Consider the following 14730-nt stretch of genomic DNA (forward strand, 5'->3'; position numbering starts at 1 on the left):
ACCTTAAATCTCGACGGGGGTGTCGGGGTGGTTGCCCCATTCGCCCCAGGAACCGGCATAACCTTTGACTCGCGGATAACCGAGCGCCTTGGCCACCAGGTAGGTGAAGCCAGAACGGTGGTGAGTCTGGCAGTGGGTAATGATTTCTTTGTCTTTGGTCAGGCCCAGGTCTTCGAGGATCTGCGGCATGTCGCGGCGGATCCGCAGGTTGCGCGCCTTGTCCATGCCCGCAGTCCATTCGAAGTTCACGGCGCCGGGAATATGCCCGCCTTTGGCTGCAAGGACTTTCTCTCCCGAGTATTCCAGCGGCCCGCGTGCATCCCAGATCCCCAGGTCAGCAGCGCCGAGGCGGCTTTGCAGGTACTCGCGGGTGGCGGTGGGTTCGTCGTGCAGGGTCAGGCTGATCGGGCCGCCGACGGGTGCGGCGACCTCGGTGGACACAGGGTGTTTTTCATCCAGCCACGCCAGCAGGCCGCCATCGAGGTAGTGATACTTCTTGTGACCAATAACGTCGAGCAGCCAGATAAACCGCCCGGCCCAGCCGCCGCCCTCGTCGTCATACACCACGTAGGTGGCATCCGGGGTGTGGCCCAGTTCGCCGAACAGCTTTTCCAGATCGGCCTTGGCTGGCAGCAGCCCTGGTGCGGGTGGCTGGCCCAGTTGGGTGCGCTTTGGGTCAACGAAGTGCGCGCCGGGGATATGCCCTTCGGCGTAGCGTGCGGCGCTGGTGAGATCCACCAGAATCAACGGCTCGGCGGCGAGCCGGCCAAGCAGGTCGCTGGGCTCGATCACCAGCGGCAAGCCAGAAAAGTCAGGCATGTGAGGTCTCCCGGGCACTAGGTTGAGCGATAAAAGAGGGCGATTGTAACGCAAGCATCAGGCGCTGCGGTTGGTAAAGCAGTGCAGGGCTTTTTCGATGCACTGGGCGGTTTTGCCGAAGGCCTGGACGGTGGTTTCGGAGAACGGCCCGCCGCCCTGGTCGGCAATCATCAGCATCACCACCCGGCCGTTACAGCTCAGGGAGCGCAACAGCAGGTGCTCGCCAACGAACAGGCGGCGCAATGAGGCAGGCAGCAGTGCTGCGAATTGCGCGTGATTGTCCGGGGTCAGGCGCACCTGCGCAGACTTTTCCAGCAAGCGTTGCAGCAGCGTGCTTTGTGCGGCCTCAAGGGTCAGGTTGGCGGCGTCCTTGGGCAGGCCATCGACCTGATGCACGCGCAACGTGGCCAGGGCCTTGTCGGCCATCAGCAGCATGACGCGCTGCATGCCGCTGGCCGCCAGGGCTTCCTTGGCGCAGGTGGTCAAGTGCATGGCGTTGGCGAAGCGGCTCGGCTCCACCAGTAATTCGCTGCAGCGCTTGCGCCAGATCGCCAGGGCTTCGGCCGTGGGTGGCGGTGCTGGCAGCAGGCCGCGATGGACCCGTTGCACATGCCACGGCCAGATCAGCGCCAGCGCCGGATGCCAGAGACTGGCGCTCAAGGTGTGTCGGGCGCTGATCACGGCCTGTTGGTGCACCTGTTGCTGAACGTCGGCCAGCGGTTGTTGCAGGTACAGCGCGGTGAGGTATTGCCAGCGCTGGGTGTGCGGGCAGGTCCAGGATTCCTGCGCCGCCAGCGCCATGCCATTGGCTAGCAGCACAGTGTTGGCGGGCTGGTTCAACCAGCGCCGTAGCGCCGGGTCGGCATCGAGTTTTTGCTGCTGGCTCAACGGCGCTTCATCGCGGGCGATATGCAGGGCCTTGACCAGCAAACGTTGTTCCTTGAGCAGTAACTGGTAGCCCTGGGAGACCCAGATCGGCAGGCGCCAGGCTTCGGTCAAGCCCAGGCACAACTCCAGCAGGCGCACGCCAAACAATTCCTGCTCGACCTTGTGCGCCGATTGGCCCTTGTGGATCACCCGCAGTTCCCACTCTTCCAGGAGCTTGGGGTAGGCAACGGCCATCGGCCACAACGGCGAGAGAAACAGCAGGCTGCCCCAGTGAATATCCTGCCACAGGCGCGCCAGCCGGCTGGCGAACAGGCCGCTGGCTTGTTGCGAGGCATGCTGGCTGACCAGCTGCAGTTGGCGCAGGGCCACGGGGATTTCATTGAGCGGGACTGACGGCAGGCGGGCGAGCAGTTCTTCAGTGCGCTTCAAACCCAGGCGGTTGATCGCCACTTCAAGGTTTTCTGCGGGCTCTGCCAGGCTGCCGTGGGCCTGGTTGTTGGCCTCGCGCATGACGCTCAGGACCAGCGCCGGGCTGTCTTGCATCAGCTCTGCAATATCTCGCAACGAACGGCGACTGTCGCCGATGGCCTTGCACACGGCAACGTGGCTCGCTTGCGGGACGGGCAGGTGAACCTCGTCCAGACGCTTGATCCAGCCAGCCAGGGAGTTGGGTTTTGCAGTTGGGACTGTCGTTTCATTTGCCATGATTGGGGCGCGATCATCACTTGCGGTCAACACGCCCGGAGTGGGCCGAACTGGCTTTTCGCCTTAACGGGCTATAGTCTGGCGCAGATTTGCCGATAAGTAGAAGAAGAGTTTTTAGATCTTCCGAATATGTCCATGAACCCGACGGCGCAAGTACTCATCCCCTATGGCTAAAATTATCGGCATCATCGTCGTCATCGCAAGCGTGCTCGGCGGATATGTTCTGTCCCACGGTAAAATTGCTGCGCTGATCCAGCCCTTCGAAGTGCTGATCATCGGCGGTGCGGCGTTTGGCGCTTTCCTGCAGGCTAACCCAAGCTATATGACCATGCACGTGATCAAGAAATCGCTGGGCATGTTCGGCTCACGTTTCTCCCACACCTTTTATCTGGAGGTGTTGGGCCTGGTCTACGAGATCCTCAACAAGAGCCGCCGCGAAGGCATGATGGCCATCGAGGCTGATATCGAGGACGCTGCGGCGAGCCCGATCTTCGCCAAGTACCCGGCCGTGCTCAAGGACGACCGCATGACGGCGTACGTCTGTGACTACCTGCGCATCATGTCCTCCGGCAACATGGCCCCGCACGAGCTCGAAGGCTTGTTCGACATGGAGCTGTTCAGTCTCAAGGAAGAGCTCGAACACCCCTCCCACGCGGTGACCGGTATCGCCGACGGCATGCCTGGCTTCGGTATCGTCGCGGCGGTACTCGGCATCGTAGTGACCATGGCATCCCTGGGCGAAGGCGACCAGGCTGCGATCGGCATGCACGTTGGTGCGGCGTTGGTGGGCACCTTCTTCGGTATTCTCGCCGCATACGGTTTCTTTGGCCCGTTGGCCACCTCCCTGGCCCACGATGCCAAGGAAGAGTTGAACATCTACGAAGCGATCAAGGCGTCCCTGGTGGCCTCCGCCTCGGGCATGCCGCCATCCCTGGCGGTGGAGTTCGGGCGCAAGGTGCTGTATCCGAAGCACCGTCCAAGCTTTGCCGAGCTGGAACAAGCAGTTCGCGGTCGCTAAGTCATGGAAAACAACCAGCCAATCATCATCAAGCGCGTCAAGCGCTTCGCTGCCGGGCACCACGGCGGCGCCTGGAAAATTGCGTTCGCCGACTTTGCGACAGCGATGATGGCGTTCTTCCTGGTGCTGTGGCTGATGTCCACTGCAACCCCGGAACAGAAAATCGCCATTGCCGGCTACTTCAAGGACCCCATCGGATTCTCCGAGAGCGGCACGCCGTTTGTGATCGATCTGGGGGGCTCCCCAGAACTGGCCCCCGAACGCACCATCAACCCGGAGGTGCAGACCGAAGCGCCCCAGGAAAACATCCCGATCGAGCGCCAGACCGTCGAAAGCATGGCCGAGCAGGTCGAGCAGGAACGCCTGGAGTTGCTGCTGCAAGAGTTGCAGAACAAGGTGGATGAGAATCCGCAACTGCAAAAATTCAAGGACCAGATCCACTTCCAGATCACTCCGGATGGCCTGCGTATCCAGATCATGGATGCCGCCAACCGACCGATGTTCGATTCGGGCAGCGCACGTCTGAAGCCCTACTTCGAAGACATCCTGCTGGCCATGGCTGACACCATCAAGGCGGTGCCGAACAAGATCAGCGTCAGCGGCCATACCGATGCCAAGCCTTATTCGGGGCAGGGCGACTTCGGTAACTGGGAGCTTTCCGCCAATCGTGCCAACGCTGCGCGCCGTGCCCTGGTGGCCGGCAGTTATCCGGATCCACAAGTAGCGCGCGTGGTGGGGTTTGCCTCGTCACAGCTGTTTGATGCCCAGGACCCGTTCAACCCGGTCAACCGGCGCATTGATATTGTGGTGCTGACCAAGAAGGCCCAGCGTGCGATTGAAGGTGACCAGGTGCCAACGCCGCCAGTGCCGACCCAGGGCGAGGGTGCGCCGGGCGAAGTGCCGGTGGACCCGAACGCCTTGCCGCCAGAGCAGGAGCCATTGCCGGCCCATGAGTTGCGACAGAAGCTCAATCTGTTTGATGAGGGTGGGGTGAAGGAGCCTACGTTGCCTACGCCGGGCTCGTAAGCGGGTAATGACATATTGCCCCAATGAAAACGCCCCGATCAATCGGGGCGTTTTCATTTCTGGTCAGAGCGGGAGGTAGGCTTTGACGCCACCGATCACACCTTGCATGTCATCGATATGCAGGCGCGGTACGAAGTACTCTCGCCCCTTTGACCGGGTTTTTCTGTGGAGTTTGTCGAGGCGCTCGAAGCTCACGGTATAAATCATGTCGCATTTCACCCAAAGCTCCTTGTAGCCATCTGATTGAAGCGGGTTGGTGCGTAGCAGGTGGTGCCAATCATGCTGGATCTCGGGGGCTGTTGAAGAGATCGGCACCACTGTGCAGAGTTTGCGATTGTGAGTGGAGGTAGGGGATATCACCACGACTTTACGAATCTTCAGCATTTCGGGGGCGACAAAGCCACGTGTGAAATCGCAGAGAAGAACGTCGCCTTGTTTGGGGTGATAGTAGAGAGTCAATCGAATGTCCTGCAAAAAGCAAAGCCGCCCGAAGGCGGCTTCATTCGACACGCAGTGGAGCTTGCTTCGCCCCTTCTGCGCCGCTGGATCAACTTCGCAAAGGATCCAGACTCCTGCCGGCTTGTGCCGGTGACGGAGCGATTATGGGCATCAGGAATTTCGAATTCAAGCGGGCTTGCATGACGAGCCACCCAGTTGCTCTGAAGTCTTGATGCCAACCCTCATTAAATCAATGGAGTAGCGGGTCTTAGGGCGCAATTTATATGTATCAAGGCATGGCTGTTCAGTAGCTGCTCTCCGGCAAGCTGGCGATGATCGAGCGATAGCTGTTCATCCGCTGCTGCTGCACGCGTCCGTCTTCCAGTGCCTTGAGCAAGGCGCAGCCCGGCTCGCGGTCGTGCTTGCAGTCACGAAAGCGGCAGGTGCCGATCAAGTCGTTGAATTCGATGAAGCCGGCTTCCACGTCGCTGCGGCTGACGTGACCCAGGCCGAACTCACGGATGCCTGGTGAGTCGATCAACTCGCCGCCCCCCGGGAAGTGAAACAGGCGGGCGGTGGTGGTGGTGTGCGTGCCCTGGCCGGACAGTTCCGACAGCGGGCCGACGCGGGTTTCGACTTCCGGCAGCAGGCTGTTGACCAGCGACGACTTGCCCACGCCCGACTGGCCGACGAACACGCTGATGCGCCCGTCCAACTGCTGTTGCAGTTGTTCCATACCATTGCCATGGTGCGCCGAGACTTCCAGCACCGGGTAACCCAACTGCCGATAAACCGCGAGCAATGCATTGAGCGCTGGCGCGTTCTGTTCGTCGATCAGGTCGAATTTATTCAATAGCAACAGCGGGCGGATGCCGGCGTGTTCGGCCGCCACCAGATAGCGGTCGATCAGGTTGGCGTGCGGCTCGGGCAGCGGGGCGAAGACGATGACAATCATGTCGACGTTGGCCGCTACCGGCTTGAGTTGGCCGCGGCTGTCCGGGCGACGCAGTTCGGTGGTGCGCGGCAGCTGCGCGACGATCACCCCGATGCCCTGGTTGCCGGCACGCCAGACGACTTTATCGCCGGTTACCAGTGCCGGCAGGTTGGCGCGCAAGTGGCAGCGGAAAACCTGGCCCGCCAGTTCGCCTTCCAGCGCCTCGACTTCGACCTGCACGCCAAAGTGCGCGATCACCAGGCCCGTTTGCTCGGGGCCCAGGTCGCCACCCTCCAGCGCTTCCACGGCAGAGGATTCACGTTTGGCGGCGCGGGCAGCGCGTTCACCCTGGATCTTTTCGATGCGCCAGTTTTGGCGACGGTTGAGCTGGCGTTTGGCCATTGGTGTTCCGTGTCGATAATGCAAAAGGTTGGGTAAAACGGTCGCGAGTCTAGCACGCCGCCGCCTGCTAAACTGCGCAGCTACGCCAAGGTGCCAAGGAACCACGACATGCAAAACCCACAGAACCTGATTTGGATCGATCTGGAAATGACCGGTCTGAACCCTGACACCGACGTCATCATCGAGATGGCGACCATCGTCACCGACAGCAACCTCAACACCTTGGCCGAAGGTCCGGTGATCGCCATCCACCATAGCGATGCGGTCCTGGCCACCATGGACGAGTGGAACACCCGCACCCACGGCAACTCGGGCCTGACCCAGCGCGTGCGCGATAGCCGTATCAGCATGGCCGAGGCTGAAGCCCAGACCATTGCCTTCCTGGAAAAGTGGGTGCCCAAGGGCAAGTCGCCGATCTGTGGCAACAGCATCTGCCAGGACCGGCGCTTCCTTTATACCCATATGAAGGGGTTGGAGAGCTATTTCCACTATCGCAACCTGGACGTATCGACCTTGAAAGAACTGGCCGCGCGCTGGGCACCGGAGGTCAAGGACAGCTTCCACAAGGGCAGCACCCACCTGGCCCTGGACGATATTCGTGAGTCGATTGCCGAGTTGCAGCATTACCGCAAGCATTTCATCAAGGCTTGATTCTATGGTGTTCGCGATTGGGTGCGACTGGGTCTTTCGCCGCGCGCCCCCTTTTGGTGCCTGCGCCAAATGATTAGACTGCGCGCCTCATTGCAAGGATCGCCATCATGCTGTTGATGCTCTACCTCATTGCCATCACCGCTGAAGCCATGACCGGTGCCTTGTCGGCCGGCCGTCGTGGCATGGACTGGTTTGGCGTGGTGCTGATCGCGTGCGTCACGGCCCTTGGCGGCGGCTCGGTGCGTGATGTGCTGCTCGGCCACTACCCGCTGACCTGGGTCAAACACCCGGAATACCTGGTGCTGACCTCGGTTGCAGCGTTGGTCACGATCTTTATCGCCCCACTGATGCGCCATCTGCGCTCGTTGTTCCTGGCGCTGGACGCCGTGGGTTTGGTGGCGTTTACCCTGATCGGCTGTATGACGGCCCTGGAAATGGGGCACGGCATGCTGGTGGCTTCGGTCAGTGGGGTGATTACCGGTGTGTTTGGTGGAATCCTGCGGGATATCTTCTGTAACGATATCCCGCTGATCTTCCGTCGCGAGTTATATGCCAGCGTGTCGTTCCTGGCCGCCTGGTGCTACATGCTGTGCATCTACCTGGAACTGCCCAGTGAGCAAGCGATCCTGCTCACCCTGTTCAGCGGTTTTCTATTGCGCCTGCTGGCGATCCGCTTTCACTGGGAAATGCCCAAGTTCGTCTACAACGACGAACACTGACGCGTTGCGTGCTGGTTCAGCGCCCACTCCACATGTTCGCGAACCAGCTCCGAAGGGTAATCCCGACGGGCCTTCAAGGCTTCCAGCACTGGAATACTGGAGGGCGCATTGCCCAGGCCCACCGCCAGGTTGCGCAGCCAGCGCTCATAACCGGCACGGCGCAGCGGTGAACCTTCGGTGCTGCTGAGGAATTTATCCTCATCCCACATGAATAACGCGGCCAGTTCGGCGTTATCCAGGTTGTGGCGCGGCTTGAAATCGCTTTCTCCTGAAGGCCGCGCGAAACGATTCCACGGGCAAACGATCTGACAGTCATCGCAGCCAAACACGCGGTTGCCAATCAACGGCCGCAGGTCTTCGGGGATCGCGCTCTTGAGTTCAATGGTCAGGTAGGAAATACAGCGCCGGGCGTCCAGCACATAAGGCCCGACGAACGCATTGGTCGGGCAGATATCCAGGCAGGCGGTGCAGCGTCCGCAGTGTTCGGTGGTGTGGGGCGGGTCGACGGGCAGTGGCAGGTCGACAAACAGCTCGCTGAGGAAAAAGTAGCTGCCGGCCTTGCGGTTGAGGACCAGGGTGTTTTTGCCGATCCAGCCCAGGCCTGCCTGTTCAGCGATGGCCTTTTCCAACACCGGGGCGCTGTCGACAAAGGCGCGAAAGCCAAACGGGCCAATCTGCGCCTGGATGCGGTCGGCCAGTTGCTGCACGCGCTTGCGGATCAGCTTGTGGTAGTCGCGGCCAAGAGCGTAGCGGGAGATGTAGGCTTTTTCGGGTTGGGCCAGCAATTGCGCCATTTGCGTGTCGCCGGGCAGGTAATCCATGCGCAGCGAGACCACGCGCAAGGTGCCGGGTACCAGTTCGTCGGGGTGCGAGCGCTTGCTGCCGTGGGCGCCCATGTAGTCCATTTCGCCGTGATAGCCCGCGTCGAGCCAGCGTTGCAGGTGCTGCTCATGCTCGGCCAGGTCCAGGCCGCTGATGCCGACTTGTTGGAAGCCCAGCTCGCGGCCCCAGTCTTTGATCGATTGGGCGAGGGCGGGCAGATCGGTGGTAATAGCAGGCATGAGACGAGAGAAACCGCAGGTTAGATGCGTATAATTCTGCCAGACATCGGAGCTTGAAGACGTATGCCGCAGACAAAACACGAAATAACCGACGTTCAGCCCCTGTTGCCTGGCCATTTGCCGCAACTGGCTGGCCGTTCCCCGGACGCCCACAAGGGCCAGTTCGGCCATGTCCTGGTGATTGGTGGCGACCAGGGTTTTGGCGGCGCGGCCCTGCTTGCTGCCGAAAGCGCGCAGCGCAGCGGTGCTGGCCTGGTGTCCCTGGCGACCCGCAGTGAACATATTCCAGCGGCCTTGGCCCGCTTGCCGGAAGTCATGGCGCGTGGCGTGCACTCAGCCAATCAGTTGATGGGCTTGCTGGAAAAAGTCTCGGTGATCGTTATCGGCCCTGGGCTGGGGGACATGGCCTGGGGCAAAAGCCTGCTGTCGGTGGCCGCCAACGCCCGGCAACCTCAGGTCTGGGATGCTGATGCACTGAACCTGCTGGCTGCAGGCCATGTAGACCTGCCAGCCGATTGCGTGATCACTCCCCATCCGGGCGAGGCGGCGCGGTTGATGGGCATCTCGACAGCCGAGGTTCAGGCCGACCGGCTTAAGGTGGCGCGCGCGCTGAGCCAGAAATTCAATGCGGTCACCGTGCTCAAGGGCGCGGGCAGCCTGATCGCCAGCCCGGATGGGCGGGTATCGCGTTGTGATCAGGGGCATCCGGCAATGGCCTCGGCGGGTCTGGGCGATGTGCTTGCCGGCCTGATCGGCGCGTTGCTGGCCCAGGGCATGTCGGCGTTCGAAGCAGCCAGCCTGGCGGTGTGGCTGCACGCCACGGCGGGTGATCGCCAGGGCAGCTTTGGTCGTGGCCTGGCGGCCAGCGACCTGATTCCGGTCATTCGTCAGTTGTTGGAGGAGCAGTCACCGTGTCTGAAGTAACACTGTTTATGGCGGATGAAGAGGCCATGGTGGCTTTTGGCAAACGTATTGCCGAGGTGACTGGCGGCACGGGCCTGATCTTTTTGCACGGCGACCTGGGGGCCGGTAAAACCACGCTGTCGCGCGGCATTATTCGTGGGCTCGGCCATACCGGCGCAGTGAAAAGTCCGACGTTTACGTTGGTAGAACCTTACGAGATCGGTGACGTGCGGGCGTTCCATTTTGACCTGTATCGCCTGGTGGATCCGGAGGAACTGGAGTACATGGGCATCCGCGATTATTTCGATGGCGACGCTTTATGCCTGATCGAGTGGCCGGACAAGGGCACAGGCTTTTTGCCAAAGCCCGACCTGACCATTACCATTACCCCGCATAACCATGGACGTCAGTTGAAATTGTTGTCCCAGAGCGCGCGCAGTGAGTCCTGGTGCGCCGCTTTGGCTTTGGAATTCTAATAATGGGTGGGTTAGGTATGCGCTTTCGCGCGTTGGTTGCTGTCGTGGGGGTGTTGCTTGCGGCAATGACTGTCAATGCTCTGGCCGCTTCACAGGTAAAAAGTGTGCGCTTGTGGCGAGCACCGGATAACACGCGACTGGTGTTCGACCTGTCTGGCCCGGTCCAGCACAGTGTCTTTACCCTGACGGCGCCCGATCGCCTGGTGATCGACATCAACGGTGCGACCCTGGCGGCGCCCTTGAAGGTCTCCACCGCCAACACGCCGATTACCGCGATGCGCTCGGCCCAGCGTACGCCGACCGACCTGCGGGTGGTCATCGACCTGAAGAAGGTCGTCACGCCCAAGAGCTTTTCCCTTGCGCCGAACGCCCAGTATGGCAACCGCCTGGTGGTCGACCTGTTTGACAACCCGGCCGACGCCGCGCCAGCCCCAGCGCCGACACCGGCTGTCGCCACGACCCCTGCGGTGCCGGTCAACCCGGCGCAACCCCAGGTCAAGTTGCCACCGCTGCCGCCTGCGCCTGCCGGCAAGCGCGATATTATCGTAGTGATCGATGCCGGCCACGGCGGCGAAGACCCGGGTGCCTCTGGCTCCCGTGGTCAGCATGAAAAGGACGTGGTCCTGGCCATCGCCCGTGAATTGCAGCGCCAGATCAACGGGATGAAAGGCTATCGCGCCGAATTGACCCGTACCGGTGACTACTTCATTCCATTGCGTGGACGTACCGAAATCGCTCGTAAGAAGGGCGCCGACCTGTTCGTTTCGATCCACGCCGACGCCGCACCGTCGAAGGCCGCCTTTGGTGCCTCGGTATTTGCCCTGTCGGATCGCGGCGCCACGTCCGAGACCGCCCGCTGGCTGGCTGACAGTGAAAACCGTTCCGACTTGATCGGTGGCGCGGGCAACGTGTCCCTGGATGACAAGGACCGCATGCTCGCCGGTGTGTTGCTGGACCTGTCGATGACCGCCTCGTTGACCTCCAGCCTGAACGTCGGGCAGAAAGTCCTGAGCAACATGGGCCGGGTCACGCCGTTGCACAAGCAGCGCGTGGAACAGGCCGGCTTTATGGTGCTCAAGTCGCCGGATATCCCGTCGATCCTGGTGGAAACCGGCTTTATCTCCAACGCCAACGAAGCCAACAAGCTGGCCAGTGCCAGCCACCAGCAGGCCCTGGCGCGCTCCATCAGCTCTGGCGTGCGTCAGTTCTTCCAGCAGAATCCGCCACCGGGCACCTATATCGCCTGGCTGCGCGACTCCGGGAAAATTGCCCAGGGCCCGCGTGACCACCGGGTGCAGCCCGGCGACACACTGGCCATGCTGGCCGTACGCTTCCAGGTGTCGGCCGCCACGCTGCGCAGCGCCAACAGCTTGAAAACCGACGAACTGAAAGTCGGCCAGGTGTTGACCATCCCCGGCACTGAATTGGCAGCCCAGTAATGAGTGAATCGGTATTGAACAGCGCCTCGCGCATCGAACTGCTCAGCCCGCGACTGGCCAACCAGATCGCTGCGGGCGAGGTAGTCGAGCGCCCGGCTTCGGTGATCAAGGAGCTGCTGGAAAACAGCCTCGACTCCGGCGCCAAGCGCATTGACGTGGATGTCGAGCTGGGCGGCGTCAAGCTGCTGCGGGTGCGCGACGACGGCAGCGGGATTTCTTCCGATGACCTGCCACTGGCCTTGGCGCGACATGCCACCAGCAAGATTCGTGACTTGGAAGACCTTGAGCGGGTGATGAGCCTGGGCTTCCGGGGTGAGGCCCTGGCGTCGATCAGCTCCGTGGCCCGCCTGACCCTGACGTCCCGCACCCGTGGCGCCGAACAGGCCTGGCAAGTAGAGACCGAAGGCCGTGACATGGCGCCGCGGGTCCAGCCGGCGGCTCATCCGGTGGGCACCTCGGTGGAAGTGCGCGACCTGTTCTTCAATACTCCGGCGCGCCGCAAGTTCCTCAAGGCCGAAAAAACCGAATTCGATCACCTGCAAGAAGTCATCAAGCGCCTGGCCCTGGCCCGTTTCGACGTGGCCTTCCATTTGCGCCACAACGGCAAGACCATCCTCAGCCTGCACGAGGCCAACGACGATGCCGCGCGCGCCCGACGCGTATCGGCGATCTGTGGCGCGGGCTTCCTGGAGCAGGCGCTGCCGATTGAAATCGAGCGCAATGGCCTGCATTTGTGGGGTTGGGTCGGCTTGCCGACGTTCTCCCGCAGCCAAGCGGACTTGCAGTATTTCTTTGTGAATGGCCGGGCGGTACGCGACAAACTGGTGGCCCATGCGGTACGCCAGGCGTATCGCGACGTGCTGTTCAATGGCCGCCATCCGACCTTTGTGCTGTTTTTTGAAGTGGACCCGGCGGTAGTCGACGTCAACGTGCACCCGACCAAGCATGAAGTGCGCTTTCGTGATGGGCGCATGGTTCATGACTTCCTCTACGGCACCTTGCACCGTGCTTTGGGCGACGTGCGCCCGGATGATCAACTGGGCGCGCCGATTGTCACGGCCGTCGTCCGCCCGACGGGGCCAGAGGCCGGTGAATTCGGGCCCCAGGGCGAAATGAGCCTGGCGGCCAACCTGCTGCAATCGCCGCAAGCCCAGCCAAGTTACCCGGCGCCGGGTTCTGGCGCGGGTGCGGGTTATCAATATCAGTACACTCCGCGCCCGCAATCGGCGGTGCCGGTGGCCGAGGCCCAGGCGGCCTATCGCGAATTCTTTGCGCCGCTGCCCGGTGCCGAGCCGGGCGCAGTGGCTTTACCCGAAGGTGGCGGTGATATCCCGCCCCTGGGTTATGCCCTGGCCCAGCTCAAGGGCATCTATATCCTCGCGGAAAACGCCCACGGCCTGGTGCTGGTGGACATGCACGCGGCCCATGAGCGAATCATGTACGAGCGCCTGAAGATCGCCATGGCCAGCGAAGGCCTGAGCGGCCAGCCGTTGCTGGTGCCGGAGTCCCTGGCGGTCAGTCAGCGTGAAGCCGATTGTGCTGAAGAGCATCTGGCGGTGTTCCAGAAGCTGGGCTTTGAATTGCAGCGCCTGGGGCCGGAAACCCTGGCGATCCGCCAGATCCCGGCTTTGCTCAAGCAGGCCGAAGCCAATCGGCTGGTGGCTGACGTGCTGGCGGACCTGATGGAGTACGGCACCAGTGACCGGATCCAGGCGCATATCAACGAACTGCTTGGCACCATGGCCTGCCACGGTGCGATCCGCGCCAACCGGCGCCTGGCCCTGCCGGAAATGAACGGCCTGCTGCGGGACATGGAAAACACCGAGCGCAGCGGCCAATGCAACCACGGCCGACCGACCTGGACCCAAATGGGCCTGGACGATCTGGACAAACTGTTCTTGCGCGGCCGCTGATGAGCTCTCTACCTCCCGCCATCTTCCTGATGGGCCCGACGGCCGCCGGCAAGACCGACCTGGCTATCGAGCTGACCAAGGTCCTGCCCTGCGAGTTGATCAGCGTCGATTCGGCCCTGGTTTACCGGGACATGGACATCGGCACCGCCAAACCGTCCAAAGAACTGTTGGCCGCCCATCCCCATCGTCTGATCGACATTATCGATCCGTCGCAAAGCTACTCGGCGGCGGATTTTCGTACCGACGCCCTCGCGGCCATGGCGCAAATCACTGCGCGGGGCAATATCCCGCTGCTGGTGGGCGGCACGATGCTCTACTACAAGGCATTGCAGGAAGGCCTGGCAGACATGCCACCGGCCGATCCACAGGTGCGTGCCGACATTGAAGAAGAGGCTGCACGCCTTGGCTGGCAGGCCCTGCACGAGCAATTGGCGGCGATTGACCCGGTGTCTGCGGCACGTATTCACCCCAACGACCCCCAGCGCCTGAGCCGGGCCCTGGAAGTCTGGCGCGTGAGCGGCCAGACCATGACAGCCCACCGCCTCAGACAATCTGCGCAAAGTACTGATGCAGGCACCTCTGGACCGGGACAATTGCCCTATACTGTCGCAAATCTGGCTATCGCTCCGGCGAATCGGCAGGTGCTACATGAGCGAATTGCACAAAGATTCACAATTATGTTGGAACAGGGGTTCGTGGACGAGGTCGTAGCACTGCGTTCAAGAGGTGATCTGCATCCGGGATTGCCTTCGATACGTGCTGTAGGCTACCGCCAAGTCTGGGATCATCTGGATGGCAAGCTGACGTCAGCCGAAATGCAGGAGCGCGGCATTATTGCCACGCGCCAATTGGCAAAGCGCCAGTTCACTTGGCTGCGCAGCTGGACTGACTTGCATTGGCTGGACAGTCTGGATTGCGACAATCTGTCACGCGCCTTGAAATACTTGGGAACGGTCTCCATATTGAGCTGAGTCCTTGCAATTGCCGTCTATCCTTGGGGGTGTGACGGTCACAAACTATCTATTTTTCCGATTTTTTATTATTGATCCTTAAAGGAGTGCGGCACATGTCAAAAGGGCATTCGCTACAAGACCCTTACTTGAATACTTTACGTAAAGAGAAAGTTGGGGTTTCCATCTATCTGGTCAACGGCATCAAGCTGCAAGGTACGATCGAGTCTTTCGACCAGTTCGTTATCCTGCTGAAAAACACCGTCAGCCAGATGGTCTACAAGCACGCTATCTCGACAGTAGTGCCGGTTCGTCCAATTCGTCTGCCTAGCGCAACCGAATCCGAACAGGGTGACGCTGAGCCAGGTAACGCCTGATAGGAGTCTCC

The 14730-nt window shown here is 61.3% G+C and carries 15 protein-coding genes; 10 read left to right on the forward strand and 5 right to left on the reverse strand.

What is annotated here, in order from left to right; translation table 11 throughout:
* Positions 1-3: 3 nt before the first annotated feature.
* Together rhdA and FJD34_RS18860 are read right to left on the reverse strand one after the other, a co-directional pair.
* Complete coding sequence (gene rhdA / locus FJD34_RS18855) at positions 4-819, reverse strand: thiosulfate sulfurtransferase (protein WP_032862064.1); 816 nt, start codon at positions 817-819, stop codon at positions 4-6.
* Between the two features lie 57 nt (positions 820-876).
* Positions 877-2412 carry an HDOD domain-containing protein gene (locus FJD34_RS18860; protein ID WP_065942915.1) on the reverse strand — a complete coding sequence of 512 codons (1536 nt, stop codon included), beginning with the start codon at positions 2410-2412 and terminating at the stop codon, positions 877-879.
* 166 nt (positions 2413-2578) lie between these two features.
* Here FJD34_RS18860 and motA point away from each other — a divergent pair, with 166 nt between their 5' ends.
* Entirely contained in the window at positions 2579-3430 is an 852-nt protein-coding gene (gene motA / locus FJD34_RS18865) for a flagellar motor stator protein MotA (RefSeq protein WP_032862061.1), read from the forward strand.
* A gap of 3 nt (positions 3431-3433) precedes the next feature.
* Entirely contained in the window at positions 3434-4456 is a 1023-nt protein-coding gene (motB, locus tag FJD34_RS18870) for a flagellar motor protein MotB (RefSeq protein ID WP_090292831.1), read from the forward strand.
* A gap of 63 nt (positions 4457-4519) precedes the next feature.
* On the opposite strand, the gene FJD34_RS18875 is transcribed toward motB, so the two are convergent.
* Entirely contained in the window at positions 4520-4966 is a 447-nt protein-coding gene (locus tag FJD34_RS18875) for a type II toxin-antitoxin system PemK/MazF family toxin (RefSeq protein WP_223232729.1), read from the reverse strand.
* A gap of 232 nt (positions 4967-5198) precedes the next feature.
* Positions 5199-6230 carry a small ribosomal subunit biogenesis GTPase RsgA gene (gene rsgA, locus FJD34_RS18880; protein ID WP_032862057.1) on the reverse strand — a complete coding sequence of 344 codons (1032 nt, stop codon included), beginning with the start codon at positions 6228-6230 and terminating at the stop codon, positions 5199-5201.
* Positions 6231-6338: 108 nt separating this feature from the next.
* Between rsgA and orn the strand changes: the two genes are divergently transcribed.
* Entirely contained in the window at positions 6339-6881 is a 543-nt protein-coding gene (gene orn / locus FJD34_RS18885; RefSeq protein WP_003188046.1) for an oligoribonuclease, read from the forward strand.
* A gap of 104 nt (positions 6882-6985) precedes the next feature.
* Entirely contained in the window at positions 6986-7600 is a 615-nt protein-coding gene (locus FJD34_RS18890) for a trimeric intracellular cation channel family protein (RefSeq protein WP_169851492.1), read from the forward strand.
* Here FJD34_RS18890 and queG read toward each other — a convergent pair.
* Positions 7582-8661 carry a tRNA epoxyqueuosine(34) reductase QueG gene (queG, locus tag FJD34_RS18895; RefSeq protein WP_032862054.1) on the reverse strand — a complete coding sequence of 360 codons (1080 nt, stop codon included), beginning with the start codon at positions 8659-8661 and terminating at the stop codon, positions 7582-7584. The genes FJD34_RS18890 and queG overlap by 19 nt on opposite strands.
* Positions 8662-8724: 63 nt before the next feature.
* Between queG and FJD34_RS18900 the strand changes: the two genes are divergently transcribed.
* The 6 genes from FJD34_RS18900 to hfq all read left to right on the forward strand — a co-directional run bounded on the left by FJD34_RS18900 (position 8725) and on the right by hfq (position 14719).
* Positions 8725-9585: an NAD(P)H-hydrate dehydratase gene (locus FJD34_RS18900; RefSeq protein WP_065942881.1), complete on the forward strand. Its 861-nt coding sequence runs from the start codon at positions 8725-8727 to the stop codon at positions 9583-9585.
* Positions 9573-10040 (forward strand): tRNA (adenosine(37)-N6)-threonylcarbamoyltransferase complex ATPase subunit type 1 TsaE, encoded by a 468-nt coding sequence (gene tsaE / locus FJD34_RS18905; protein WP_090292833.1) that lies wholly within the window; start codon positions 9573-9575, stop codon positions 10038-10040. Before FJD34_RS18900 ends, tsaE begins: the two co-directional genes overlap by 13 nt.
* A 17-nt stretch (positions 10041-10057) precedes the next feature.
* The gene (locus tag FJD34_RS18910) at positions 10058-11479 is read left to right on the forward strand and encodes an N-acetylmuramoyl-L-alanine amidase (RefSeq protein WP_032862336.1); all 1422 of its coding nucleotides are present in this window, start codon (positions 10058-10060) and stop codon (positions 11477-11479) included.
* Positions 11480-11493: 14 nt separating this feature from the next.
* A complete protein-coding gene (gene mutL, locus FJD34_RS18915; protein WP_162276358.1) occupies positions 11494-13392 on the forward strand; it encodes a DNA mismatch repair endonuclease MutL in 1899 nt (632 codons plus the stop codon).
* The gene (gene miaA / locus FJD34_RS18920) at positions 13392-14363 is read left to right on the forward strand and encodes a tRNA (adenosine(37)-N6)-dimethylallyltransferase MiaA (RefSeq protein WP_065942878.1); all 972 of its coding nucleotides are present in this window, start codon (positions 13392-13394) and stop codon (positions 14361-14363) included. Before mutL ends, miaA begins: the two co-directional genes overlap by 1 nt.
* 95 nt (positions 14364-14458) lie before the next feature.
* Positions 14459-14719 (forward strand): RNA chaperone Hfq, encoded by a 261-nt coding sequence (gene hfq, locus FJD34_RS18925; protein ID WP_010221594.1) that lies wholly within the window; start codon positions 14459-14461, stop codon positions 14717-14719.
* Positions 14720-14730 lie beyond the last annotated feature (11 nt).

This window comes from Pseudomonas brenneri, from assembly GCF_007858285.1.
GTDB classification, from domain to species: domain Bacteria; phylum Pseudomonadota; class Gammaproteobacteria; order Pseudomonadales; family Pseudomonadaceae; genus Aquipseudomonas; species Aquipseudomonas brenneri.